Here is a 25927-nt window from a genome sequence, read left to right on the forward strand (position 1 = left end):
CACGGTGTTCACGCCCGGGCCGCCACGGGTGCTGCCGAGGCGGTGCGCGCAGGCGGCGTGAGGCTGATCCGGAAGCAGCTGCCGCCACCGGCCACGCGCACGTATTCGAGGGCTGCCTGGTTGGCTTCGGTCATCTGCCGGGCGAGGTATAGCCCCAATCCGGTGCCGTATTCGTGGGTGGTGAAGAAGGGCTCGAAGATCTGCGCTGCCACCTTGGGCGGGATGCCCGGACCGCGATCGATGACCTCCAGGATCGGAATGCCCACCTCGGAATGGCGGGCCACCAGCATCACGCGAGCGGGCTCGCCGGGCAGGCGGCCGTAGCGCAAGGCGTTCTGTACCAGGTTCCAGATGACCTGCTGGAGATGCTGCGGATCGGCGACCGCGGCGACGGGCTCGCCGCCGGAGACGGCCCGCAGGATGTCCGAGCCGAGGTCGTTGCCCTGGCGGTACTCGGTGACGAAGTGGTGCACCCACTGGCTCAGGTCGAGGGTTTCCGGGCGTGAGCGCTCGCGACGCGACAGCTGCAGGATGTTCTCGATGATCTCGTTGAGACGAGAGCAGTGGTTGTTGATGATCTCGACCATGCGCAGGTCGGTATCGTTCATATCGGTCGATTCGGCGAGAAGCTGCGCCGAGTAATGGATCGCAGCCAGCGGATTGCGGATCTCATGGGCGATCGACGCCGACAACCTGCCGAGCGAGCTGAGTGTGAGTTCCTCCGCACGGCGGGAGACCAGCGACGTGTCGTCGAGGAAGATGAGTACGTGTGAGTCGTCGTTCGGCGCCAGGCGGGAGAAGCGCGGGATCACTTCCGGGGTGCCATCGGCCAGCATGGTCGCGCTCTCGTCCAGCTTGCCCGAGGTGCGCCAGTGGTACAGGCGCCGCGACAGCTCGGGCGCCAGGGTGCCCAGGTCGCGCTGATCCGCCGAGGGGTTGCCCATCAACATCCAGGCCGACTCGTTGAGCTGGTGGATGCGGTTGCCCTCGTCGACCAGCAGCACGCCGGTCTTCATGCGACGGATGATCAGCTCGTTGACCTGCGACAGGTTGGCCAGGTCGATGCCGCGCTGCTCGGCCAGTGCCTCGGAGGCCCGGATGTTGCGGCCGAGCACGTAGCACAGCGACGTGGTGGCGAAGTAGGCAGCCCCGAACAGGCCGTATTCCGCGAGCTCGCGGTCTGACGAGGTGGCGTCGGCCAGGTCGAAGAACGAGTGGCCGAGCATGCCCAGCGTCGCCATCGCGGCGAAGAACATCGACAACCGGAAGGGCAGGAGCAGGGCGCCCGTGGCCAGGTTGACCGCCAGCATCATCGCTACGCCCATGCGCACGTCGTGCATGAGCATCAGCGCGAGCAGGGCGGCAGCGATATCCAGGGACAAGCCGATCGAGACGATCAGGACCGGACGCTGGAGCGATGCCCGGGTGCGGGCGACCATGACCAGGGCGGCCAGCAGGTAGGCCAGAGCGAACAGGCGGGCGAACAGGGGTTCGGGCAGGTTCGGCCAGTTCAGGTGCTCGGGGTGGAAGGCCAGTGCGGTGTACACCGCCGCCTGCCCGAGACGGAAGTAGTTGAAAAAGAACAGTTCGTGACGTGCGGTGGCCTGATTGGCCGTGGTCCTTGCGGCTGACGTCGACGCGGGCGTGGACACGTGGCTACTTCTCCGCCTGGGCCCCCGGGGCCTGGATGACGCCCAGTATAGGTGCCCGCGCCGCCGCGGCAACACGCTCCGCCGGCAGGAAAAAGGCGCCCACGAGGGGCGCCGGGCCGCCAATGCGGCGGCGCCCCTTTCCATCCGGGGCGCCTTCCGGGAAAATACGCGGCCGTATTGCGTGAAATTCGCGCAATCGCTCCATCCCCCATCCCCGTGCGAGCCGTTCACGGCCTGCACGCGTCCACATGTTTCTCCCGTTCGCTCGAGGTATCGAATGAATTTCCACGAGTACCAGGCTAAAGAACTGTTCGCCAAGTACGGCATTGCCGTACCGCCGGGCAAGGTTGCCAACTCTCCCGACGCCGCTGTCGACGCCGCCAAGCACCTTGGTGGTTCGCAGTGGATGGTCAAGGCCCAGATCCATGCCGGCGGTCGCGGCAAGGCCGGTGGCGTCAAGTTCTGCCGCAGCCTCGATGCCGTCCGCGATGCCGCCAAGGGCATGCTCGGTACCAACATGGAAACCTACCAGTCCGCCGGCCGTGCGCTGCCGGTGAACCTGGTGCTGGTGACCGACGCGACCGACATCGCGAAGGAACTGTACCTCTCGATCCTCACCGATCGTGACACCAAGTCCATCTCGTTCATCGCCTCCAAGCACGGCGGCGTCGACATCGAGCAGGTGGCCGCTGAAACGCCTGAAGACATCCACACCTTCCAGGTGGACTTCGTCGAAGGCCTGCAGCCGTACCAGTGCCGCGAACTCGGGTTCAAGATGGACCTGAATCCGAAGCAGGTCGGCCAGCTCGTCAAGATCATGCTTGGCCTGTACAAGCTGTTCAACGAGAAAGACCTCGCCCTGGTCGAGCTGAACCCGCTGGCTGTTCTCGAAGACGGCAACCTCGCCGCCCTCGATGGCAAGGTCAACTCCGACGACAACGCCGAGTTCCGCCACGCCGACCTCGCCGCCATGCGCGACCTCACGCAGGAAGACGCCGCCGAAGCGGCCGCCGTCCAGCACAACCTCAACTACGTCACGATGGACGGCACGATCGGCTGCATGGTCAACGGCGCCGGTCTGGCCATGGCCACGATGGACGTGATCAAGCTGGCAGGCGGTGAGCCGGCCAACTTCCTCGACGTTGGCGGCGGTGCCACCAAGGAGCGCGTCTCCGAGGCGTTCAAGCTGATCCTCTCGTCCGACAAGGTGAAGGCCATCCTGGTCAACATCTTCGGCGGCATCGTGCGCTGCGACCTGATCGCCGAGGGCATCATCGCCGCGGTGAAGGAAGTGGGTCTGCAGATTCCGGTGATCGTGCGCCTGCAGGGCACGAACGTCGATGAAGGTCGCAAGCTCTTGGCCAACTCGGGCCTGGCGATCACGCCGGCCGACGATCTTAACGATGCGGCCCAGAAGGCCGTGGCCGCAGCGGCCTGAGGAGCATATTGAAATGAGCGTCCTGATCAACAAGAACACCAAGGTCCTCGTCCAGGGTTTCACCGGACAGCAGGGTACCTTCCACGCCGAACAGGCGATTGCCTACGGAACCAAGGTTGTCGGCGGTGTCACGCCGGGCAAGGGTGGTTCCGAGCACATCAACTTGCCGGTCTTCAACACGGTGCGTGACGCGGTCGACCAGACCGGCGCCGACGCGTCGGTCATCTTCGTGCCGCCTCCGTTCGCTGCCGATTCGATCCTCGAAGCCATCGCTGGTGGCATCAAGATCATCGTCACGATCACCGAGGGCATTCCGGTACTCGACATGATGCGCGTGAAAAACGTGCTCAAGTCGCACCCGGACGTCGTGCTCGTCGGTCCGAACTGCCCGGGCGTCATCACCCCGGGTGAGTGCAAGATCGGCATCATGCCGGGCCACATCCACAAGCCGGGCAAGGTCGGTATCGTTTCGCGTTCGGGCACCCTGACGTACGAAGCGGTCTTCCAGACCACGAACGAAGGCCTCGGCCAGTCGACCTGCATCGGTATCGGTGGCGACCCGATCAACGGCCTGAACTTCATCGACTGCCTGAAGCTGTTCCAGGACGATCCGCAGACCGAAGGCATCATCATGGTCGGCGAAATCGGTGGCAGCGCCGAGGAAGACGCAGCTGAGTTCATCAGCCAGTACGTCAAGAAGCCGGTCGTGTCGTTCATCGCCGGCGCCTCGGCTCCTCCGGGCAAGCGCATGGGCCATGCCGGTGCGATCATCTCCGGTGGCAAGGGTACGGCGGAAGCCAAGTTCGCCGCGCTCGAGAAGGCAGGCGTGACCACGGTCAAGTCGCCCGCCGACCTCGGCAAGACCCTCGCCGGTCTGATGAAGTAATACCCACACACCCCGGTGTGTACCGAAAAGCCGCGCCCTTCGGGGTGCGGCTTTTTTTTGGTTCTTCGCGGATTACCGGGGCTTGGGCGCTCGGCTTTCAGGTCGGGCATTCTCCCGCATCCCGCATCCCGCATCCCGCATCCCGCATCCCGCACATGGCTCGCCTTTGGCCTCGCAGGCTCGGCTTTGCCATCGACTTCTACACTTGGGCGTTTCGCGGGGAGACCTTGGCGCCCACCCTCGCTGCTCAGACAGTCCTCCGCGTTTCGTACCGGAAGGCCGCTACCGCGGCTCATGTACTTATTTGGCCTACGGCCGCTCCACTTGTCCGGAACTCGCATCGAGGGTGGACACCAAGGTCTCTCACGACGATACGGTTAGCTGTAAGGAGAGCCAACAGCCAAAGCGGCTTTGCTTCGTCAGCTCGACCCGCACGAACCTCAGGATTGGAAAGAGTCTTCGGTGCCCACCCTCGAGGCGAGTTCCCGACAAGTGGAGCGGCCGTAGGCCAATAGATACATGAGCCGCGGAGCGGCCTTCCTTTTCGAACGCGAAGGGGTGTCTGAGCAGCGAGGGTGGGCACCGAAGGCTCTGCGCCGCTACGTCCAAGCACCGAAGGCTCCGCCCCGCGCCGACCTTTTTTTATACCCAGAATCCATATCCCGATGTCGATTCGCAGCCGTTCGATTCGTCGTACACAATGAGGACTCCTCCTCGCCACAGGAAACTCCCATGCCTGGCACCGTCCGCCTGCTCCGTGTTTTCACCTGTCCCCCGGAGCGCGTCTACCGCGCCTTCCTCGACGCCGCCGCCAATGCCAAGTGGCTCCCGCCAGATGGCTTCACCTGCTCCGTCCACGAACTCGACGCACGGGTCGGTGGGCGCTACCGGATGACGTTCACCAACTTCTCCACCGGCAACGGACACAGCTTCGGGGGCACCTACCTCGAACTCGTTCCGAACGAACGTATCGTCCACGACGACCGTTTCGATGATCCCAATCTCCCGGGCACCATGGCCACTACGATCACCCTGCGTGCGGTCTCGTGCGGCACGGAAGTGCAGATCGCGCAGGAAGGCATTCCCGACGTGATCCCGGTCGAACAGTGCTACCTGGGCTGGCAGGAGTCGCTGACCCTGCTGGAGCGGTTGGTCGAGCCGTCCATCCCGGGCTGAGCGTTGGTTTCTAATGAAACGGACATTTAGACGTCCAAACACTTGACACGGCCATCCATGGCCGTGTTACGGTGGCGCATCGCAGCAAATTGCAGGGGCCGCCATGCGCCACCCTCACATCGCTATTTCTTCCTCACGACTCGCTTGCCTTCTGGCTGCGCGATGTTGCTGTAGCCGCTGATCCAGCGGCTCCCGCTCGCGGCATTCAAGCCGTTCTGAGCGTCCTCGACTAGTCGTGTTCCGATTTTCCAACGCCTTGCAGGCGTAACGGGCGCATGCGCTCGTCGTTCGGCCAGTCGCTGCAAACGATTCATCGCCCTCGCAAGGGGAAGGCGATGCGGTCGGGGCTTGCCTCCATTCCGTCGATCAAGGGTTTTCATGCGTAACTCGTCGTTGCAGCGGTCGCTGTTGGCTACCGCTTTGTTCGCTGCGCTTTCAGGGGGCGCGTTGGCTCAGTCCACCACTGGCTCGATCTATGGCCAGGTGCAGGCGTCAGAGGGCGACGTGGTACGCGTCGTCAACGACACGGGTCTCTCCCGCGACGTGCCTGTCGACGCGAAGGGACGTTATTCCGCCGCGCAGTTGCCGCTCGGCACGTACACCGTCTCGGTGATTCATGGCGGTGCTGCCGTGCAGAGTCGGGAAAACATCGCATTGCGCGTTGGTTCCGGCGTGGAGGTGTCGTTCGGCTCGCCGTCGGCGCAGGACCTCGGTGGCGTCACTGTCTCCGCGAACGCATTGGCGAAGATCGACGTCTCGACCGTGGACTCGCGCACGGTGGTCACCTCCGACCAGCTCGCAAAGCTGCCCCTCGGACGGAGCTCCGAAGCAATCGCCCTGCTTGCTCCCGGAGCCGTGAACAACAGCGGTAGTTACCTGAGCGCCACCGGTAACTCGCTGGTCACCTTCGGCGGTTCCGCGGCCAGCGAGAACGCCTACTACGTCAATGGCTTCAACACGACCGATCCACTTCGCGGCTTCGGTGGCATCTCGCTCCCCTATGGCGCGATCGACCAGCAGGAGGTCTACACCGGCGGCTACAGCGCCCAGTACGGCCGTTCGGACGGCGGCGTCATCAACGTGGTGGGCAAGCGCGGTACCAACGAGTGGCATGCGGGTGCGCAGCTCATCTGGGAGCCGAATGGCCTTCGCGCCGATGGCAAGAACAGCTATTACACGAACGGACTACCGCCTCAGCCGAAAGCCGGTGCGCTCTACCAGCCGAACCGCGCCAACACCGAGACCTCCACGACGGCGAGCATCTACGCAGGTGGCCCGCTGATCAAGGACAAGCTCTTCATCTTCGCGGCCGCCGAAGTGGAACGGCAGACCGGCGACGCCGTGAGCGACGTGACCCTCCCGCAGTCACCCGACCGCTCCTACCGTTACCAGCTACCCCGCTGGTACGCGAAGCTCGACTGGAACATCGACGAGAGCAACATCGTCGAGGTGACCGGCGCGTCGGACAAGACGCATCGCTCGGGTACGATCTACGACTACGACTACGCCAACCAGGCGCGCGGTGAACGTATCACCGGCGCGAACGACGAGAAGTACGGTGGTGACGTCTATACCGCGAAGTACACGGGCTACATCACCGACAGCCTCACGATCAGTGCGCAGTACGGCAAGATGAAGACGGTGAGCGATGTCACGCCCTCGGGCTACGACCAGGATGCCGTCTACATCGCCGGTCTCGACTTCCAGAACCCTGCCTATACCGGCGGTACCGCACGGCAGAACGGGCAGACCATCGCTTCGCTGACCGATCCCAATCGCGGCAACGAAACCACCAACACGCGCTTCGACATCCATTACGTCATCGGCGACCACACGATCACGGCGGGTATCGACAACCAGCAGGCGAGGGCGCGCGACCAGGGCTCCGAAAGCTCCGGACCCGGGTATATCTGGACGTATGCACAGGGTGATCCGACGCTGCCGATTTCGACGGGGTTGGGTGTGGACGCTCCCGGTAACTATCCGGGCGGCGCGCAGGGGTACTACGTGTATCGCGGCGTGTCGTCCAGCCTCGCTACCGTCCGGTCCAGCCAGCGCGCGCAGTACATCGAAGACGCCTGGCAGGTGACCGATCGCTGGTTGCTGACGCTGGGCCTGCGCAATGACCAGTTCACCAATTACAACGCCGATAGCGACATCTACATCAAGCAGACCTCACCGCAATGGGCGCCGAGATTGGGCTTCAGCTGGGACGTCTTCGGCGACGCGACGTTCAAGGTTTACGGCAACGCGGGCCGCTACTACCTCGGCTTGCCGCTGAACCCGGCATTGAATGCAGCCGGCGGCGCGCTCAGCACGTCGCAGTACTTCACGTACACGGGCATCGCGGGGGATGGCCAGCCGACCGGCCTGACGCCGATCGCCCCGGGCGTTCCCGTCTCGGCGAACAATAATTTCGGCGAGCTGCCCGACCCGAAGACGGTCGCGGCCAAGGGCATGAAGGCGGAGAACCAGGACGAGTTCATCCTCGGGTTCACCAAGACCCTTGGAACGGACTGGCTTTACGGCGCGAAGCTGACGTATCGCCACCTGCGCAATGCGATCGACGACTACTGCGACATCGACCGCATCGTCGCCAAGGGCCAGTCGCTGGGCCTGGACATCGATACCAACCAGACCAACAGCTGCTACCTGTTCAATCCCGGGCAAGCGAACACCTTTACATTGCTGGACACCGCGGGAAACCACGTCGAGGTGCCGGTGACCAACAAGGAACTCGGCTTCGACAGGCTCAAGCGCCAGTACTACAGCCTGGAGCTGCTGTTCGAGCATCCTTTCGATGGCACCTGGTTCGCGCGCGCGAACTACGTGTTCTCGCGAAGCTACGGCAACACCGAAGGGCAGCTACGCTCCGACCTCAACCAGACCGCCGCCTCGACCAGCGAGGACTGGGACAACGGTCCGATCATGGAACACACGAACGGTCCGCAGAGCAACGACCACAAGCACCAGTTCAAGGTGTTCGGCTACTGGCAGATCGCGCCGGAGTGGCTTGCCTCGGCGAACGTGAGCGTGATTTCCGGTACGCCGCGACATTGCCTTGGTTACTACGGTCCGGACCATTCGGATCCGGCTGGTTATGGCGGCGACTACCACTTCTGCGATGGCTTGCCTTCGCCGCCGGGAGAGCAGGGCCGGTTGCCGTGGATCCGCCAGATCGATCTTGGCGTCACGTGGCGTCCTTCGTTCGGCGAAGGCAAGCTGGCTTTCAGTGCGAATGTGTTCAATGCGCTCAATGAGCAGCGGGCGTTGCAGAAGTATCCGTATTCGGAGGTCGGGCCTGGGGTGCCGCAGCCAGCGTACGGGGTGATTACGCAGCGGCAGGCGCCGCGCTATGGGCGGCTTAGTCTGTCGTACGATTTCTGAGTTTTCGCGAGCACCCTTCGCCGATGAATCGGCTCCCACACAAACACCTCACCCGCCCTTGTGGAAGCCGATTCACCGGCAATGTGGGAGCCGCTTCAGCGGCGATGGCGCGGCGCTCACAACCCCGGCAAATTCCACGCATCCCGCAACCTCACATACTCGCCCTTCGGCAACAGCACGAACACCGGCTTCTTCTTAGGATCCAGCCACGCGAGAAGCTTTTCCATCGTCTCGTCCGTCATCGCCGTACAACCTGCTGTCGGCGAAGTGGGCGAGCGCCACAGGTGCGCGAAGATGCAGCTTCCCGCACCGCGATGGCCTTCAGGGTTGTGCTCGATGACGAAGCCGATGCGGTAGGCGTGATCGCCCTTGAAATGAAGGTCGCGGCGCATGGGCTCGGTGGCGCCGTCGACGGCCTTCTCGCCAACCTGCTTTGCATCGACAAGCTGGTTGTAATACGGCGAACTGGTGACATCCACACAGTAGTCGGACGCAGTAAGCCCGCGATACGGTAAGGCGGTGCCATTCGTGTCGGCGTAGCCGAAAGCCTCACCGACACGGAAGATGCCCGCCGGGCTACGGCCGTCACCTTCGACCTTGGCCAAGCCATCGTGCTGTACGGGATGGAGGCCAACGCCCCACGCACTGCCACGCTTGCCGATAGTGACGTCGGAGGCGGTTCCGATCGGCACCCAGGTCGTGCCTTGGCGCTCATACGCGCGCAGGCTTCCATGGTCGGCATCCCAGCCGTCGGTGGTGACGACAATCATCTGCCGCGATACGGACCACGCAGCGGGCGCTTCGAAGGCGGCTGCCGCAGCGGTCAGGCCCAGCGCGACAAAGCCAAGCAAGTGAGGGAGAAATCGACGTGACGACATGGCTTGGTTCCGGAAGGTTCGTCGGGAAAGCTGGCTGCGAGCGGTAGTCAGAGTGCCTCCAGGCCTCGAAGGTTCCGGATGCCGAGACCCGGGGCGTCGCCAACGGTGATTCGCGGCCCGTCGAAGCGAACATTCCCTTCCGCCGGGTCGAAAGTACACAGTGAGGGGCCATCGAGATCGATACGCGTGATGACGTCAGCACGAGCGATGGTGACGTGCACGGCCGCAGCTACGCTGATGCTGGATTCCATCATGCAGCCCATCATGCAGGGTATGCCGTGTGCGGCGGCGATGTCGGTGATGCGCAACGCACCGGTAATGCCACCGGCCTTCATCAACTTGATGTTGATGATGTCGGCGGCGCGCAGGCGGATCAGTTCGGTCACGTCGCGCGGGGAGAAGACGCTCTCGTCGGCCATGACCGGCGTGTTTACGCGTTCTGTGATGTAACGCATGCCTTCCAGGTCGTGGGCCGGGACGGGCTGTTCGACGAGGTCGAGCGGCACCGCCGCATTTTCCAGCAAGGTAAGCACGCGGACGGCATCTTTGGCATTCCAGCCCTGGTTGGCGTCGAGGCGGAGAATCGCGCGTCCGTCAACGGCATCGTGGACCGCGCGAACGCGCGCGACATCCGTCGCGATATCCTTGCCCAGCTTGATCTTGAGCGCGGTGTAGCCCTCTTCGACGGCGGCGAGCGCGTCGGCCACCATGACGTCCACCTCGTTGACGCTGATCGTCACGTCGGTCGTAAGTGTTGGCACACCGCCACCGAGCAACGAATAAAGCGGCGCCCGGTGCATCTGCGCCCAGAGATCGTAAACGGCAATCTCCACCGCCGCCTTGGCGCTGTTGTTGGCAGCGATTGCCCGCTGGATCAATACGACAACGCGGTTGAGGTCGGTGATGTCCTCACCGATAACGCGCGGTCCGATGTGATGTCGTATGGCGTGGATGATGGATCCGTGCGTCTCGCCGGTGATCGCCGCCGTCGGCGGAGCCTCGCCGTAGCCGATGCGGCCGTCGTCGGTATGCAGCATCACGACGATATCCTCCACCTGCTCCACGGTGCGCAGGGCTGTTTTGAAGGGTGTCTTCAGTGGCACGCGAAGCATGCCCAGCGTGATGTCGGTGATTTTCATGGGCGGACGCGGACGATGCTGGTCATGCGGTCGACGAAGCTGGTGTCGTTGTCGAACATCAGCGGCAACAGCGGTGTCACCGACACTTCGTTGAGCTTCACCCGTCGCATGCTTCCGTCGGCCTGCCGGTAGCTGATCCCGCTGACATCGTGGATCACATAGGGCTTGCCGTCGATCCTGCCGATCACCATCAGCACGTGTCCCGGGATATAGACGAGATCACCGACGTCGAGTGCCATTGCGGCCTTCACGCGCGCGTCGTGGCCGTCTTTCTCCGTGTACAGGGTGTGCGTCATGCCGGGGCTCATCGCCTGGTCGCCGGTATTCCGCGGCATCTGCACACCCATGCTCCGGTAAACGTCGGAGACAAAGCCGCTACAGTCGCGACCGTTGTACGCGTGGCCCCAACCGTATCGCTCGCCAAGGAACTTGAAGGCCTGCCGGACGATGTTGGCGCGGGTGAGGGGCAGGTAGGTAGCCGACGAGTCCTGGTTGCGTTGGAGGAGGGCCGCCCGGAACGAAAGTGCGCCTTGTGTGTCGCGCACGGGCAGGCTCAGCACCCACGACGTGTACGGACTCTGTCCGTTGACCGGTTTGTCCGCGGGTAGCGATGTATCCAGCGGCACACGCGTGCCCATGTCGAGCTGGAGCTCCGAAAGCGCGGGCGACTCGGGCGAGTACACGGTGAGCGGTTTCGCGCCGGTGATGACGCGATAGGGGGTGGCGTCGACATGCGCGAAGACGCGGGTCGCATCGCCGAGCGCTACATCGTCGGCACGCGCCCAGGCAGCGTAGCGCGCACTCACGACAAAGACCCATCGCCCATCCGCGCTGAGGTGCACGACGACCAGCGGATCGCCCGGGAAGAGCACGCTTTCCTGGAAGCGGTCGATGTCGGTATCGCCGCCATGGCTGAAGACGCGCAGGTCGGTCGGGAAACTGCGTAGCGCCGTGCGCCGCACGGCCACGCCGTAGCGCGGCGTGACCTGTTCGGGAATCGCTTCGATGGCGACGCTCGCCACGAGTCGGTCGAGCGCGGCGGTATCGACAGCATGACCGTCGATGTCCACCAGCGGCCGCGATGGACGGGTGGAACGCTTCATGATCCATGCCCGGACCTGCGCGCGCGGCAGCGTGGCGGGGAGGTGGCGTATGTCGTAGACCGACGGATCGAGGCGCGCGACGCGGTCGTTCAGCACCGCGATGGCTGCGGGATCGAGCACGACCTTGTCAGGATTCGTGAGTCGCGCTACCCACGTATCGGCGGAAAGATCCGCTTCGGTGATGCCAGGAATGCCCGATGCCGCAACGTCCTGGGCGAAGGCGGCCGGAGCCGGCGAGGCGATTGCCAGCAACAGGGCCAGCAGTGAAAAACGAATCGAAGTCATGCAGTAAACCTTTTCATGAAGCCAGCCTCGACAACACGGCGGCTACTACCAATCCGTAGCCTGTTCCGAGGATATAACCCAGAAGCGCGAGCAGGATGCCGACCGGTACCAGAGATCGAGAGTACGTTGCTGCCAGCACGGGGGTTGCCGCCACACCACCGATATGGGCCAGCGATGAGATGCCGCACAGATAGAGGTCGAAGTGGAACACGCGTGCAAAGAGGCAAAGCAGGATCGCGTGGATCGCGATCACCGTGACGCCGCACAGCAGGTACACCGGTGCGGCCGCGATGCCGGCGAAGCTGCTCTGTGACGCAAGCACGGCTACCACGCAGACGAGCAGCGCGCTCGAGACGGACTGAGCCCCGGGCATGCGTGCGAGCGGGGTGTGAGCGACGACCAGTCCCGTCATCGTCGCGATGAGGATGGTCCACGTGGTTGGCGAGACCATGCTTCCCACGGGAAGCCGACTACCGGCAGCGGCCGCCAGCACCGCTGTGGAAAGCGCGAGGCCAAGCCACAGCAGCACGCTGTCCACCGTGGCGGGCGCGCGTGGCGCCGTCTCGGCCACAGCCATGTCCGCACTGGAGACCGCTCGCGTCCACCGGTTGAACGCCGGGGCAAGGCGTGCGACGGCGAACAGCACCACGACCCACATCGAGTAGCACAGTGCATCGGTGAGCAGGGTGGTGGCGAGCGCCGTATCCGACATGCCGATCGCTTGCTTCACGGCGATCATGTTGGCCGTACCACCCACCCAACTACCGGACAGCGACGCCAGCGGCATCCAGCCATCGCCTGGGATCCAGTGCCGGAACAGCAGGTAGGCCAGGACAAAGGCGGCGAACAGGCTGATCGACGTGCAGATGAAGACGCCAAGCACGCGCGGCCCCAGGGCGAGGATCGCGCGGAGGTCGCAATTGATCATCAGCAGGAAGAGGAGCGCGGGTACCAGGCGTGAAACCAGGACTCCCTGGGCGGCGTGGATGTCCGGACTCGCCGTCCATAACCCGGCGACCGATAGCGCGGTCACGCTGAGGTAGGTCAGGACGATGGGAGGCAGTACCTCGAATGCCTTCCAGCGAAAGCGACGTTCGATCGCGGGCCAGAAGCCGGCGACGAGCAGCATGACAGCCAGATACGGCCAGACCGATTCGATCACGCCAACCCTCCCCGGGTAAAAACGATCGTCCCGGCATGGTACCTGCCCTGCGCGGGCGGGCGGCAATGGGCTAACCTCCCCGGACGTCGCGAGGGGCGGCGCGTCACCCCGGGGGCATTGGCAATGCGTATGTCTGGCGTTGGTTTTCTCGCGTGCGGGTTGCTCGCGTCGCTTGCGTGTGCCGAATCCCGCGCGGCGGATGCGCCCCGCCTTTCTTCGGCCAGCACAGCGGAAGCAGCGGGGATGACGAATATCCGCACCCTCGTGCCTGATATCGACGAGGTCATGCATTACGCCAGCGCAGACAACTTCACGGGTGCCGTGGTGGATGGGTATGAAGCCCCCGCCTGCTACCTGCGTACCGCCGCCGCGCAGGCGCTCGCGCGTGTCGAGGCGACACTACGCAAGCACGGATACCGCCTCCGGCTGTGGGATTGCTACCGTCCGGTGCGTGCCGTGGCGGCCTTCGTGCGCTGGGCCGGAGACCTTTCGGACACGCGCACCAAGGCGGCCCACTATCCGAATCTCGACAAGGACAAGCTGCTTGGCGAGTACATAGCGCCGGTCTCCGGGCACAGTCGCGGCGCCACGGTCGACCTGACCCTGATGCGCTGCGAGGACGGCACCTGCCAGCCGCTCGACATGGGTACCGACTTCGACTTCTTCGATCCCATCGCCCATACCGATGACCCGCGCATCAGTCCTGCCCAGCGGGCGAATCGCCAGCGCTTGCTGCGGGCGATGGCCGCCGAAGGCTTCGTCAACTATCCGCAGGAGTGGTGGCACTACTCGCTGCCCTCCGCCGCCCAGGCCGACCTGATCTACGACGTGCCGGTCCGCTAGGCCTTATCATGTGCAGTCCCCGCGACCGCACGGATCCCCCATGTCCACCTTTCGCTTCGCCCTGGCCCAGTTCGATTTCCCGGTAGGCGCCACCGCCGACAACGCGCGACGGGTCAAGGCGCTGGCCGACGAGGCACGCGACCGCCTGGGCGCCTCCCTGATCGCCTTCCCCGAGCTGACGCTTTCCGGCTACCCGCCTGAAGACCTGCTCCAGCGACCGAGCTTCCTGGATGCCTGTCATCGTGAGCTCGAGGCCCTGGCGCCCACGATCAAAGGCATTTCCGCCATCGTCGGCTACCCCGATTCCCGCGGTGAGGTGTTCAACGCAGCCTCGCTGATCCGTGAGGGCAAGCTGGAGTGGACTTACCACAAGCAGGAGCTGCCCAATTACACGGTGTTCGACGAGAAACGCTACTTCCAGCACGGCGAAGCCACGCGCGTGTTCAACATCGAAGGCGTCAACGTCGGCATGCTGATCTGCGAGGACATCTGGGAAGCGGAACCCGCCGCCCGTGTCGCGCAAGCCGGTGCCGAATTGATCCTCGTCATCAATGCATCGCCGTGGGACCGGCGACAGGCGGCGACCCGCGAGGCCCTGCTCAAGCAGCGTGCGCGTGAGACCGGCCTGCCGATCGCCTACGTGAATCTGGTCGGCGGCCAGGACGACCTGCTTTTCGACGGTCACTCCCTGCTGGTCCAGGCCGATGGCGAGGTGCTTGCGCGTGCTCCGTCTTTCGAGGAAATGCTGCTCACGGTGGAATTCGATACCGAAACCAGACGCCTCGCCGCGATCGACTGGCCGGCGGCGGATACGCGTTCGCCCGAGGCGCTGATGTACGCGGGCATCGTTCGCGGTATCCGCGATTACATCGGCAAGAATCACTTCTCCGGTGTGCTCCTGGGCCTGTCCGGCGGTATCGACTCGGCGCTCACCCTCGCCCTCGCAGTCGACGCACTGGGCAAGGACAAGGTCACCGCCGTGATGATGCCCACGGTGTACACGTCCGATCTTTCGTTGCGTGAAGCCAAGGCTCAGGCGGAACATCTCGGCGTCGAGTACCACGTGTTGCCCATCGAAGGCATCTATGAGGCTTTCACGGGCGCGCTGACGCCGGTGTTTGCCGGCCGCGAGCCGGATATCACCGAGGAAAACCTGCAGTCGCGCGCGCGGGGCGTGCTCCTTATGGCCATGTCGAACAAGACGGGCAAGCTACTGCTGTCGACGGGCAACAAGAGTGAGATGGCGGTGGGTTACGCCACGCTCTACGGCGACATGTGTGGCGCGTACGCGCCGCTGAAGGACGTCTACAAGACGACGGTGTTCGCCCTTTCGCGCTGGCGTGCGGCGATCGATGGTGCCATCCCGACCGCCGTGATCGACCGTCCGCCCTCGGCAGAACTGCGTCACGAACAGACCGATCAGGATTCGCTCCCGCCTTACGATGAACTGGACGCGATTCTCGAGCACTTCATCGAGGGCGAGGCCTCGGCCGAGGACATCATCGCCGCCGGCCACGACGACGCCACCGTGCGCCGCGTGATCCGCATGGTCTTCATCAACGAGTTCAAACGCCGCCAGGCTGCACCTGGCCCGCGGGTCACCACCAAGGCCTTCGGCCGCGAACGCCGGTATCCGATCACCTCCGGCTGGAGGTGATTCGACCTTGTGGGAGCCGCTTCAGCGGCGAAAAGCCAGCGGAGCGGTTTAGCGGGTGAGTCCATCGCCGGCACAGCCGGCTCCCACACAGAGCCGGCGGCACCCGGACAGGCAAAAAAAACCGGCTTTCGCCGGTTTTTTTCTCATACCTGATGGATCAATGGTGACCCGAGAACGGAATCGCCTTGCGCCAGATCGACGGGCTGTGCGGCCAGGATTCGTCGGTCAGGTAGGGGTGGTTCGGGTAGTTCAGCGCCAGCACCTTGCGGCTCTGCTCGGCCAACGGCTTGCGGTCGAGTGCAATGTAGCTGCGCGTCAGGATGGCCAGGGCGTCGGCCGTCTCCGGCGACTGCTGGTAGTGCTCGATCACGTACTGGGAGCGGTCTGCCGAGGCGATGTACGACTTCGTGCGCAGGTAGTACTCGGCAACGTTGATCTCGAACGTGGCCAGCTGGTTACGCAGGAAAATCATGCGCTGGCGGGCGTCCGTGGCGTAGGCACTGTTCGGATACCGGCGGGTGAGCTGGCTGAAATCGTCGAACGAGGTCAGGTTGAAACCCTGGTCGCGGCGGGTCGAGGCCGAGCTTCCACGCTGCAGGTAGCGCTCGATCACGCCACCGGTACGATCGAAATTGATCATGCCGCGCAGGTAATAGGCATAATCTGCATGCTTGTGGGTCGGGAACGTCTTGATGAAGCGATTAATCGTGGAGTAAGCGTCGTCCGGCTTGTTGTCTTTGTACTGCGCGTAGGCCAGTTCGATCTGGGCCTGCTCATTGACGTCACCGGACGGGAAGCGCGCAATCAGGCGCTGATAGCCCTTCTCGGCGGCTGAATAGTCCGAATATTCCAGCGAATTGTGAGCCGAAGCATAGAGCCGGTCTTCCGGCATCGTGTCGATCGTCTCCTTTTTGCTGCGGAACATCGAGCAGGCGCTCATCGACAGGGCGAGGACGAGCAGAATGGTGATCTTAGTTGCACGCATTGAGAGAGTTCGGATGCTTGAGCGAAAAGGCATGATAGCCGAAACCGGCCATGGGCCGGGCGGGGCGGTATGACGACGTTACGACATGAAGCCATTGTGCCGGTAACGGCCGCTGGACGGCGTTTCGACCAGACCGTGGCCGAGATGTTCCCCGATTATTCCCGATCCCGCCTCACCGGGTGGATCAAGGACGGCAAAGTGTTGCTGGACGGGGCCCGCGCGGCGCCGCGGCAGCTGGTCCGGGGTGGCGAGAAGGTCGATCTGGAAGCGGAGCTGGAGAACGAGGTCCACGCGCAAGCCGAGGATATCGCCCTGGATATCCGGTTCGAGGACGACGACCTGATGGTCGTGGACAAGCCGATGGGGCTGGTGGTCCATCCGGGTGCGGGTAACCCCACTGGGACGATGCTCAACGCCCTCCTGCATCACAACCCGGGCCTGGCCGAGCTGCCGCGCGGCGGCATCGTGCATCGCCTGGACAAGGACACGGCAGGGCTGATGGTCGTCGCCAAGACCCTTGCGGCCCATACGCGACTGGTGGAAATGCTCTCCCTGCACGAGGTTCGCCGCCAGTACGAGGCCGTCGTGCTGGGCACGATGGTGGCCGGCGGTACGGTGGACCAGCCGATCGGGCGTCATCAGCACGACCGCCTCAAGCAGGGCGTTCGCGATGTGATCGACGGCGGCAAGGAGGCCGTGACGCATTACCGCGTGCGCGAGCGCTTCCGTGCGCACAGCGTCATCCAGTGCAACCTGGAGACCGGCCGCACCCACCAGATTCGCGTCCACATGGCTCACATCGGCCATCCGCTGGTCGGCGACCAGCTCTACGGCAACGGCCTGCGCCTGCCGCGGGGCGCCAGTCAGGAACTGATCGATTCCCTCCGTGGTTTTCGTCGTCAGGCCCTGCATGCGGAAAAACTGGGCTTCGACCACCCCATCACCGGGGAATACCTCGAGTTCGACTCGCCGCGCCCGGATGACCAGGATGCGCTGATCGAGGCACTGCGGGCTGACACCGTGCTCCATCCGATCGAGGACTGAGCATGGGTGCCGAATGGATTGTTCCGGACTGGGCGGCGCCGGCAGGCGTGGGCGCAGCGGTGTCCACGCGGCACGGCCCGGGCGTTTCGGAAGCTCCCTATGACCGCCTCAACCTTGGGCTGCGCTCCGGGGACGATGTCGCCGCGGTGGAGATCAACCGCCGCGGGCTGGCGGAGGCCCTGGGCCTGCCCGCCGCGCCCTTGTGGCTAAGGCAGGTGCACGGTATCGCCGTGGTCGAGTCCGGCATCGCCGGATGCGACAGGGATGACGAGCCGGTAGCAGACGCCTCGGTGGCCCGTGGTCCGGGCCATGTGCTCGCGATCCTTACGGCCGATTGCCTGCCGGTGCTGTTCGTGTCGGCTGATGGCCAGACGATTGCTGCCGCCCATGCCGGCTGGCGTGGACTGGCGGCGGGCGTCCTGGAGAACACCGTTTCCGCGATGGCCGGCCAACAGGTGCAGGCCTGGCTCGGCCCGGCGATCGGGGCGTCGTCGTATGAAGTGGGGGAGGAGGTCCGTGCCGCCTTCGTCGACGGGGACGCGGGTGCGGCGGGAGCCTTTGCTCCCACGCGGCCGGGCCACTGGCATTGCGATCTGTACCAGCTGGCGCGGCGCAGGCTGGCCGGGGCCGGCGTGTCGAAGGTGTCAGGGGGCAACTTCGACACCTTCACCGACGATCGGCTCTATTCGTATCGCCGCGACGGGGCGAACAGCGGGCGGTTCGCCTCGCTGATCTGGACCGGAACCTAAGGCGCCGTCATCGGCGTCTGCACGTAGATCTCCGGCTTCACCTTGGGCGGCTCGGTGAGCGCCTGCAGGAAGGCGTTGCGCCAGGTGGTGATGTCGTTGCGTTCGAGCACGTCCATCATCGACTGCCACCGCATGCGGCGTTCCTTCAGTGGCATTTCGAGCGCCCGTTTGAGGGCCTCGGACACTTCGTCCAGGTCCGACGGGTTAACCAGCAGGGCTGCGTCGAGCTCCTGTGCGGCGCCGGCGAAGCGCGACAGCACCAGCACACCGGGATCCTGCGGGTCCTGGCAGGCCACGTACTCCTTGGCGACCAGGTTCATGCCGTCGCGCAACGGTGTCACGAGGCCGACCTTGGCCACGCGGAAATACCCCGCCAGCACTTTGTGGGCGAAGGATTTATTGACGTAGCGGATCGGCACCCAATCGGGCTCGGCGTACTGGCCATTGATATGGCCGGCACTGCGTTCCAGTTCGCGACGCAGCGACCGGTATTCCGGTACATCCGAGCGCGACGGCGGGGCGATCTGCAGCAGCGACACGCGCCCGCGCATTTCCTTGTAATCACGCAGCAGCCGCGCGAACCCTTCGAAGCGCTCGGGCAGGCCCTTCGAGTAATCCAGGCGATCCACACCGATGATCAGCGAGCGGTCGTCCACGCTGGCGCGAAGCTTGGCCACGGCGCCGCTATCTTCCGCGCGATGAGCCAGCTCCACCGCCTCGGCGGTATCGATGCTGATGGGAAAGACGCCGGCGCGGAAAATGCGCCCGTTGGCCGCACGGATGCGCCCGCCCGTGCGCATGGCGGCGCCCAGTTCATGCAGGAAGTAATCCTCGAGCGCGCGCAGGTCGCGTTGCGTATGCAGGCCCACAAGATCGTACGAAGCCAGCGGCTCGAGCAGTTCGCGATGTCGCGGCAGGGTAATGAGCAATCCGGCCGCGGGTAGCGGGGTGTGCAGGAAGAAACCGATTCGGTTCTCGACACCGAGCTCGCGCAGCATCGCGGCGAGCGGGATCAGGTGGTAGTCGTGCACCCAGATGATGTCGTCTTTCTTGAGCAGCTTGGCCACCCGCTTGGCGAACATCCGGTTGACCCGGAGGTAGCCTTCGAGATGGTCGCGGCGATAGTCGACGAGATCGGCGCGGTAGTGGAACAGCGGCCACAGCGCGCGATTGGCGAAGCCGCTGTAGTAATCGTCATGGTCCGCCTTGGACATGTCGATCGTGGCATAGCTGATATGGCCATCGGCCACCTCGTGCAGTTCCTTGCCGGTCTCCGCGGCGATGTTGCCGCTCCAGCCGAACCACAGGCCGCCCATTTCCTGCAGCGCCGCATTCATCGCGGATGCCAATCCGCCGGTCTGCGTCTGCTTGGGGAGTGCAACGCGATTGGAAATGACGACTAGTCGGCTCATGTTGCGCTTGCGGCTCCTTGCGACAGCCTGGCTTTCACGGAATCCAGCCAAGCATGGACGTCCGCCGGGCTAGACAATGTGAACGTCGCTTGTGACGGTGTTCTTGCGCCAATACGAACGGAGGCGCCGCCGCGCGCGTTGACCAGGGTGAAGCCGTGTTCGTCGGTGAGGTCGTCGCCAAGATAGATCGGGCGGCGGCCCCGGAACGGCGCCTCGTCGAGAAAGGCGGCGACCGCGACACCCTTGTCCATGCCGCGTGGCTTGAATTCGAAGACGTAACTGCCCGGTTGCAGCTCGAAGCCCGGAAAGCGGGCGACGAGCTCGGGTGCGCGACGGGCCAGTTCGGGCTCGTAGTCGGGACGTTCGCGGCAATGCCAGGCGACCGACCAGCTCTTGTCTTCCACGCGCACACCCGGCCATTCGGCAGCCATGGCGTGGGCAGTGTCGCGAAGCGTCGCCAGTTCCACCGGATCCACAGGTAGCGTGACCACCCGGCCTGCGGCATCCCGCCGCTCCATGCCGTGCTGGCCGGCGGCAGCCCAGTGCGGACGGCGGAAGATGCGATCAAGGCCGCTGATGGCGCGGCCGCTGACCAGGGCCAGTGCACCGCCCAGCGCCGTATGCAGGCTATCGAGCGTCTCCAGCAGGCCGTCGGCGAGGGCGACAGCTTCAGGGTCGTCGGCGAAGGCGAGCAGGGTGCCGTCCGCATCGAGGAAGAGGGCGCAGTCGTTGTCGATCAGGTCCGCAGCGGGGCGGGGCAGGATGTCGCGGCTGGCTGTCACGGGGGCTCCATGGAACGGCGATGCCCTGAGGATGCCGGTTACGGTGTGAAAAAAGCGGAGGAAGACACGCTGCGCCTGGTCTTCACCGTTGAAGGAGCATGCTCGAACCCGCATCTGTGAGGCCAGAGGCGGTCGCGGGGAGGGCCCGGGGCGCGCCAACACCTTTGGGAGACACCATCGATGCGTATGGACAAACTCACGTCGCGATTCCAGCAAGCGCTGGCCGACGCCCAGTCGCTGGCCGTCGGCCGCGACAACAACATGCTCGAGCCGGCGCACGTACTGGCCGCGTTGCTGGACCAGCAGGGTGGCTCGACCGGACCGCTGCTGACTCAGGCCGGCGTGAATGTGCCCGCGCTGCGGCAGCGCGTCGGCGAGATCCTGGACCGGCTACCGCGCGTCGCGGGCGAGGAAGGCAACATCAACCTCGGCAACGACCTCAACCGCCTGCTCAACCTCACCGACAAGCTCGCCCAGCAGCGCGGTGACCAGTTCATCGCCAGCGAGCTTTTCGTGCTTGCCCTGCTCGAGGACCGCGGCGAAGTCGGCGGTGCCCTGAAGGCGGCCGGTGCCACGAAGCAGCGCCTCGAGGCGGCGATCGACAAGCTGCGTGGCGGCGAAAAGGTGCAGTCGGAAAATGCCGAAGAGCAGCGCCAGGCGCTGGAGAAGTACACCATCGACCTGACCGAGCGCGCCGAAAGCGGCAAGCTCGATCCGGTGATCGGTCGCGACGAGGAAATCCGTCGCACGATCCAGGTCCTGCAGCGCCGGACCAAGAACAATCCCGTGCTGATCGGCGAGCCCGGTGTGGGCAAGACCGCCATTGTCGAGGGGCTGGCCCAGCGCATCGTCAATGGCGAGGTGCCTGAAGGCCTGCGCGACAAGCGCGTGCTCTCGCTCGACATGGGGGCCCTCATCGCCGGCGCCAAATTCCGCGGCGAGTTCGAGGAGCGCCTGAAGAACGTGCTCAACGACCTTTCGAAGCAGGAAGGCAGGGTCATCCTGTTCATCGACGAGCTGCACACCATGGTTGGCGCCGGCAAGGCCGATGGCGCGATGGATGCGGGCAATATGCTCAAGCCCGCGCTCGCCCGTGGCGAGCTGCACTGCATCGGCGCGACCACGCTGGACGAATATCGCAAGTACGTCGAGAAGGACGCGGCACTCGAGCGTCGCTTCCAGAAGGTCTACGTAGGCGAGCCCAGCGTCGAGGACACCATCGCGATCCTTCGTGGCCTGAAGGAGCGCTACGCAGTGCATCACGGTGTGGAAATCACCGATCCGGCGATCGTCGCTGCCGCCACGCTCTCCGCCCGCTACATCCCCGACCGTCAGTTGCCGGACAAGGCCATCGACCTCATGGACGAAGCCGCATCGCGCATTCGCATGGAGATCGACTCCAAGCCGGAGGAACTCGACCGCCTCGAGCGTCGGCTCATCCAGCTCAAGATCCAGCGCGAGATGCTGAAGAAAGAGCAGGACGACGAATCGAAGCAGCGCCTGGCCACGCTCGAGTCCGACATCGAGAAACTCGATCGCGAGTTCTCCGACCTCAACGAGGTATGGAAATCGGAAAAGGCGATGCTCCAGGGCACGACCAAGGTCAAGGAACAGATCGAAAGCGCGCGCCTGGAACTCGAGGCCGCACAGCGTCGCCAGGATTACGCCGCGATGAGCGAAATCCAGTACGGCCGCCTGCCTGCGCTGGAAGCCCAGCTCGCCGCTGCGCAGCAGGCCGAGAAGCAGGAGTTCACGCTGCTGCAGGATCGTGTTACCGCCGAGGAAATTGCTGAAGTGGTCGCGCGCTGGACCGGTATCCCCGTGGCGAAAATGCTTGAGGGCGAGCGCGAGAAACTTCTGCAGATGGAGACAGCGTTGCACTCCCGCGTCGTCGGCCAGGAAGAGGCGGTGAAGGCCGTCTCAGACGCGATCCGCCGTGCGCGTGCGGGACTCTCGGATCCGAATCGTCCTTATGGCTCGTTCCTGTTCCTCGGCCCGACGGGCGTGGGCAAGACGGAACTGTGCAAGGCACTGGCGGACTTCCTGTTCGACACGCAGGACGCGATGATCCGGATCGACATGAGCGAGTTCATGGAGAAGCATTCCGTGAGCCGTCTCGTCGGTGCTCCTCCGGGTTATGTCGGGTATGAAGAAGGCGGCTACCTCACCGAGGCCGTCCGTCGCCGTCCGTACAGCGTGATTCTCCTGGACGAAGTGGAGAAGGCGCATCCGGATGTGTTCAACATCCTGCTCCAGGTGCTCGACGATGGCCGACTCACGGACGGGCAGGGTCGTACGGTGGATTTCCGCAACACCGTCATCGTGATGACGTCGAACCTTGGCTCGAACCTCATCCAGGAACAGGCCGGCGACAGCGAAGCCGACTACATGCAGATGAAAGCCTCCGTGCTGGGTGTGGTGCAGGCGCATTTCCGTCCCGAGTTCATCAACCGTCTCGACGACCTCGTCGTATTCCGTCCGCTCGACAAGAAGCAGATCCGCTCGATCGCCCGCATCCAGTTGGCCTACCTCGGCAAGCGCCTGGCGGAACGCCAGCTCGGTCTCGACGTGACGGACCGTGCAGTGGACCTGCTCGGCTCGGCCGGGTTCGATCCGGTCTACGGGGCGCGTCCGCTGAAGCGTGCAATCCAGCAACAGCTGGAGAATCCGCTGGCGCAGCAGATCCTACGCGGCGTGTTCACGCCGGGCCAGACGGTGCGCGTGGATTCGGACGGCAACCACCTCAACTTCGAGGCGGTGTAGAAAACAAGCCATATGTAACGAGCCGATATGTGGGAGCCGAGATGTTGGAGCCGATTCATCGGCGATGGGCTTACGGCTAAACCGCTCCGTTGGCTTTTCGCCGATGAATCGGCTCCCACATTTGAATCGGCTCCCACATTGCCTGTTCAGAACCGGAAACCGACCTTGGCGTAGTAATACCGCCCGTTGAAACCAAACGGTGACAGCGCCGAATACTGCAGGCCGCTGGCGAAGTCCTCGCCCGTGTTGTTCGCCTTGACGCGGGTCGGATACTGGTTGGTGACGTTGTCCACGCCCAGGCTGAAGTTCCACGCATCGATCGCGTAACCCAGTGAGGTATTCAACAGCCACCGCGCCGAGAACACCTGGTCGGTGGTCGGGTCGGAGTTGACGCGGGTGACCGAGCCGTAACGGGTGAGGTCGCCATGCACGTTGAACCCGGCGATGGCCCAGTCCGCACCGAACAGGAACTTCGTCCGCGGTGTCGCCTTGGTCAGGATGCCCTGGCTCGACCGGCCGAACAGCTCGATGGGGTCGGTCGAATTGGCCTGCAACACTTCCGGCGTGGCACCGACCGACAGCACCTTCACCTGGTTGTAGTTGCCACTGGCGAGCAGGTTGATCTGGCCCCACGAGGCCGTCGGGATCCGGTAGTTCAACACCAGGTCCGCGCCGCGTGTACGCGTTGCGGCCGCATTGGCGAAGTACTGGATGGCCGTGACCTGCTGGCCCGGCACGATGCTGTTGAAAGTACGCGGCGAGCAGCGGATCGGTCAGGCTGATCGTGTCGGAGTAAAGGATCTGGTGCCAGATGCGGATCTGGTAGACGTCGAGTGTCGCGCTGAAATCCGCGATCGGTTCCCACACCGCGCCAAGACTGTAGTTGGCCGATTTTTCCGGCTTGAGCGGTTTGGCGCCAAGCGCGACGGCGGCAGGGTCCGACGTGCGGTACGTGCCTGTCTGAGCCAGCTGGCCCGTCGTTGGATCGATGATCGTCACTACCGACTGGTAATTCTGCTGGGCAAGCGATGGTGCACGGAAGCCATTCGATATCGTGCCGCGTAGCGCAAACGTCGGCGTGAACTGGTAGCGCCCGGAGATCTTCCCGGAGCGCGTCGATCCTGCATCGCTGTAGTGCTCGTAGCGGCCGGCCACACCAGCGGAGAATTTGTCGGTGATGTCGTTTTCGAGATCGACATAGAGGGCTTCACTGTGTCGCGTGAAGCTTCCTGCCGCGTCGGGGGACAGGCCGGGAAAGACCTGTGAACCGCCAGCGTACGGCGTCGTGGTGCCGGGGATGAGCGTGTTCTGGTCGAAGAAGTACGAGGTCGGGTCGCCGGCATCGATCTGATATTTCTCCTTGCGGTATTCCGCCCCGAAGGCGAGCGTAAGCGGATTCTGCAACCAGCTGACGGCAAGGTCCTTGCCGATGTCGACGTTGGCCAGGGCCTGCGAGTTCTTGAACGTTCCCGCGTTGAAGTAGGTCGGCGACGAACCCGTCGTGTAGTACAGGTTTGTATTGACGCTGTTCTGGATGTCGAAGCCGAGGTTGTTGATGCCGTAGTTGCCGGATGCATCCCATCGCCATCCGCTATCGGTCACGCCTTTCACGCCGAGCACGGCGGTGGTGTCATTGGTGTGGTTGACGATCTGCGGAAGAAAGCCGTTCGGGTAGATCTCGGGAACGTTGCGGGCGTTCGCGGCCGCACGGTAGTAACCGTTCGAGGTCACATCACGGCGGCTCATGCTGAGGAAGCCATAGACGTCGATGTTGTGCGCGACCTCGTACTGGAAGTTCGTCAGCGCCTGATAGGTCTTCACTGCCGGGTCGCCGTAACGCTGGTGGGCCACGTTGCCGTCGGCGGCTTCTTCAGGCGTGTACAACGACAGTGGCGAGCGCCGGTTGGTATTCATCGAATCCTGGTAGTTCCAGGCGACACGCAACCAGCCCTTGGCGTCCGCCCCCTTGCCACCCAGGTCGATGCCCATCGAGCCGTCGGTGCCGTTGGTATCACCGTCGCCCTTGCTCATGGTGCCGCCGTTGACGTTGATGCTGTTCTTGCCTTCGCCCGCGCCGTGCTTGAGCACGATGTTGATGACGCCGGCGATGGCGTCCGAGCCGTACTGCGCCGCCGCGCCATCGCGAAGTACTTCGATATGGTCGATCGCGGAAATCGGAATGGAGTTGAGGTCGGCGGGGGCCGCGCCGCGACCGACCGAGTTGTTGTAATTGACGAGCGCCGAGGTGTGATAACGCTTGCCGTCGACGAGCACCAGCGTGTCATCCGGCGACAGTCCGCGAAGGCTGGCCGGCCGCACGGCGTCGTTGCCGTCGTTGATCGCCGGACGCGGGAAGTCGAGTGAGGGCAGCAGTCGCCCCAGTGCCGTGGCGAGGTCGGTCGCGCCGGAGGAGGTCAGGTCCTTGGGTGAAAGCACGTCGATCGGCGACAATGATTCCGCTTCGGTACGGTTGGTACTGCGCGTACCGGTCACCACGACCTGGTCGAGCTGGCGCGCTTGCTTGGCGTCCGGGGGCGGTGTGGCGTCCTGGGCGTAGCCGGGCGTCACGATCATGAGTCCAAGGGC

Annotated in this window: 17 protein-coding genes and 1 pseudogene; 9 read left to right on the plus strand and 9 right to left on the minus strand. The window is 64.2% G+C overall.

Annotation, left to right across the window (positions count from 1 at the left end):
* Positions 1 to 8: 8 nt before the first annotated feature.
* Entirely contained in the window at positions 9 to 1652 is a 1644-nt protein-coding gene (locus ACVWWJ_RS04450) for a sensor histidine kinase (RefSeq protein ID WP_456966919.1), read from the minus strand.
* A gap of 277 nt (positions 1653 to 1929) precedes the next feature.
* Here ACVWWJ_RS04450 and sucC point away from each other — a divergent pair, with 277 nt between their 5' ends.
* From sucC to ACVWWJ_RS04470, 4 genes are all read left to right on the plus strand, one after another.
* Complete coding sequence (gene sucC, locus ACVWWJ_RS04455; protein WP_063572903.1) at positions 1930 to 3090, plus strand: ADP-forming succinate--CoA ligase subunit beta; 1161 nt, start codon at positions 1930 to 1932, stop codon at positions 3088 to 3090.
* Positions 3091 to 3103: 13 nt separating this feature from the next.
* Entirely contained in the window at positions 3104 to 3976 is an 873-nt protein-coding gene (sucD, locus tag ACVWWJ_RS04460; RefSeq protein WP_036137555.1) for a succinate--CoA ligase subunit alpha, read from the plus strand.
* Between the two features lie 732 nt (positions 3977 to 4708).
* Positions 4709 to 5152, plus strand: coding sequence for an SRPBCC family protein (locus tag ACVWWJ_RS04465; RefSeq protein WP_456966920.1), 444 nt, complete (start codon positions 4709 to 4711; stop codon positions 5150 to 5152).
* A 378-nt stretch (positions 5153 to 5530) separates the two neighbouring features.
* Positions 5531 to 8539 (plus strand): TonB-dependent receptor, encoded by a 3009-nt coding sequence (locus ACVWWJ_RS04470; protein ID WP_456966921.1) that lies wholly within the window; start codon positions 5531 to 5533, stop codon positions 8537 to 8539.
* A 116-nt stretch (positions 8540 to 8655) separates the two neighbouring features.
* Here ACVWWJ_RS04470 and ACVWWJ_RS04475 read toward each other — a convergent pair whose 3' ends face one another.
* Genes ACVWWJ_RS04475 through ACVWWJ_RS04490 form a run of 4 tightly spaced genes read right to left on the minus strand, consistent with a single transcriptional unit; the run spans position 8656 to position 13106 of the window.
* The gene (locus ACVWWJ_RS04475; protein WP_159894367.1) at positions 8656 to 9417 is read right to left on the minus strand and encodes a L,D-transpeptidase family protein; all 762 of its coding nucleotides are present in this window, start codon (positions 9415 to 9417) and stop codon (positions 8656 to 8658) included.
* Positions 9418 to 9464: 47 nt separating this feature from the next.
* Positions 9465 to 10556 carry a dipeptide epimerase gene (locus ACVWWJ_RS04480; protein WP_456966922.1) on the minus strand — a complete coding sequence of 364 codons (1092 nt, stop codon included), beginning with the start codon at positions 10554 to 10556 and terminating at the stop codon, positions 9465 to 9467.
* Positions 10553 to 11944: an SH3 domain-containing protein gene (locus ACVWWJ_RS04485; RefSeq protein WP_456966923.1), complete on the minus strand. Its 1392-nt coding sequence runs from the start codon at positions 11942 to 11944 to the stop codon at positions 10553 to 10555. Before ACVWWJ_RS04485 ends, ACVWWJ_RS04480 begins: the two co-directional genes overlap by 4 nt.
* Before the next feature lie 13 nt (positions 11945 to 11957).
* Positions 11958 to 13106 carry a DUF819 family protein gene (locus tag ACVWWJ_RS04490; RefSeq protein ID WP_456966924.1) on the minus strand — a complete coding sequence of 383 codons (1149 nt, stop codon included), beginning with the start codon at positions 13104 to 13106 and terminating at the stop codon, positions 11958 to 11960.
* 243 nt (positions 13107 to 13349) lie between these two features.
* Here ACVWWJ_RS04490 and ACVWWJ_RS04495 point away from each other — a divergent pair, with 243 nt between their 5' ends.
* Complete coding sequence (locus ACVWWJ_RS04495) at positions 13350 to 13949, plus strand: M15 family metallopeptidase (protein WP_456966925.1); 600 nt, start codon at positions 13350 to 13352, stop codon at positions 13947 to 13949.
* Positions 13950 to 13989: 40 nt separating this feature from the next.
* Positions 13990 to 15606: an NAD+ synthase gene (locus ACVWWJ_RS04500; protein ID WP_456966926.1), complete on the plus strand. Its 1617-nt coding sequence runs from the start codon at positions 13990 to 13992 to the stop codon at positions 15604 to 15606.
* A 157-nt stretch (positions 15607 to 15763) separates the two neighbouring features.
* Here ACVWWJ_RS04500 and ACVWWJ_RS04505 read toward each other — a convergent pair whose 3' ends face one another.
* Positions 15764 to 16591, minus strand: a complete 828-nt coding sequence (locus ACVWWJ_RS04505) for an outer membrane protein assembly factor BamD (protein ID WP_159894377.1) — start codon at positions 16589 to 16591, stop codon at positions 15764 to 15766.
* A 69-nt stretch (positions 16592 to 16660) separates the two neighbouring features.
* On the opposite strand from ACVWWJ_RS04505, the gene rluD reads away from it, so the two are divergent.
* Together rluD and pgeF are read left to right on the plus strand one after the other, a co-directional pair.
* Positions 16661 to 17635: a 23S rRNA pseudouridine(1911/1915/1917) synthase RluD gene (gene rluD, locus ACVWWJ_RS04510; RefSeq protein WP_159894379.1), complete on the plus strand. Its 975-nt coding sequence runs from the start codon at positions 16661 to 16663 to the stop codon at positions 17633 to 17635.
* A 2-nt stretch (positions 17636 to 17637) separates the two neighbouring features.
* Positions 17638 to 18384, plus strand: coding sequence for a peptidoglycan editing factor PgeF (gene pgeF, locus ACVWWJ_RS04515; protein WP_456966927.1), 747 nt, complete (start codon positions 17638 to 17640; stop codon positions 18382 to 18384).
* Here pgeF and otsA read toward each other — a convergent pair.
* Positions 18381 to 19796, minus strand: a complete 1416-nt coding sequence (gene otsA / locus ACVWWJ_RS04520) for an alpha,alpha-trehalose-phosphate synthase (UDP-forming) (RefSeq protein ID WP_159894383.1) — start codon at positions 19794 to 19796, stop codon at positions 18381 to 18383. The two genes, pgeF and otsA, sit on opposite strands and share 4 nt — an antisense overlap.
* Entirely contained in the window at positions 19793 to 20578 is a 786-nt protein-coding gene (otsB, locus tag ACVWWJ_RS04525) for a trehalose-phosphatase (RefSeq protein ID WP_456966928.1), read from the minus strand. Before otsB ends, otsA begins: the two co-directional genes overlap by 4 nt.
* A gap of 180 nt (positions 20579 to 20758) precedes the next feature.
* Here otsB and clpB point away from each other — a divergent pair, with 180 nt between their 5' ends.
* A complete protein-coding gene (gene clpB / locus ACVWWJ_RS04530) occupies positions 20759 to 23341 on the plus strand; it encodes an ATP-dependent chaperone ClpB (protein WP_456966929.1) in 2583 nt (860 codons plus the stop codon).
* A 146-nt stretch (positions 23342 to 23487) separates the two neighbouring features.
* Here clpB and ACVWWJ_RS04535 read toward each other — a convergent pair.
* Positions 23488 to 25915, minus strand: a pseudogene (locus ACVWWJ_RS04535) (TonB-dependent receptor plug domain-containing protein).
* Positions 25916 to 25927 lie beyond the last annotated feature (12 nt).

Source organism: Luteibacter sp. HA06, assembly GCF_054061215.1.

Bases quoted from the DNA above. Each gene is read 5' to 3' on its own strand.
- ACVWWJ_RS04495 (WP_456966925.1), top strand. From the start codon at position 13,350: ATGACGAATATCCGCACCCTCGTGCCTGATATCGACGAGGTCATGCAT.
- ACVWWJ_RS04500 (WP_456966926.1), top strand. From the start codon at position 13,990: ATGTCCACCTTTCGCTTCGCCCTGGCCCAGTTCGATTTCCCGGTAGGC.
- ACVWWJ_RS04465 (WP_456966920.1), top strand. From the start codon at position 4,709: ATGCCTGGCACCGTCCGCCTGCTCCGTGTTTTCACCTGTCCCCCGGAG.
- ACVWWJ_RS04470 (WP_456966921.1), top strand. From the start codon at position 5,531: ATGCGTAACTCGTCGTTGCAGCGGTCGCTGTTGGCTACCGCTTTGTTC.
- clpB (WP_456966929.1), top strand. From the start codon at position 20,759: ATGCGTATGGACAAACTCACGTCGCGATTCCAGCAAGCGCTGGCCGAC.
- sucD (WP_036137555.1), top strand. From the start codon at position 3,104: ATGAGCGTCCTGATCAACAAGAACACCAAGGTCCTCGTCCAGGGTTTC.
- rluD (WP_159894379.1), top strand. From the start codon at position 16,661: ATGACGACGTTACGACATGAAGCCATTGTGCCGGTAACGGCCGCTGGA.
- ACVWWJ_RS04505 (WP_159894377.1), bottom strand. From the start codon at position 16,591: ATGCGTGCAACTAAGATCACCATTCTGCTCGTCCTCGCCCTGTCGATG.
- otsA (WP_159894383.1), bottom strand. From the start codon at position 19,796: ATGAGCCGACTAGTCGTCATTTCCAATCGCGTTGCACTCCCCAAGCAG.
- ACVWWJ_RS04480 (WP_456966922.1), bottom strand. From the start codon at position 10,556: ATGAAAATCACCGACATCACGCTGGGCATGCTTCGCGTGCCACTGAAG.
- sucC (WP_063572903.1), top strand. From the start codon at position 1,930: ATGAATTTCCACGAGTACCAGGCTAAAGAACTGTTCGCCAAGTACGGC.
- pgeF (WP_456966927.1), top strand. From the start codon at position 17,638: ATGGGTGCCGAATGGATTGTTCCGGACTGGGCGGCGCCGGCAGGCGTG.
- ACVWWJ_RS04475 (WP_159894367.1), bottom strand. From the start codon at position 9,417: ATGTCGTCACGTCGATTTCTCCCTCACTTGCTTGGCTTTGTCGCGCTG.
- ACVWWJ_RS04485 (WP_456966923.1), bottom strand. From the start codon at position 11,944: ATGACTTCGATTCGTTTTTCACTGCTGGCCCTGTTGCTGGCAATCGCC.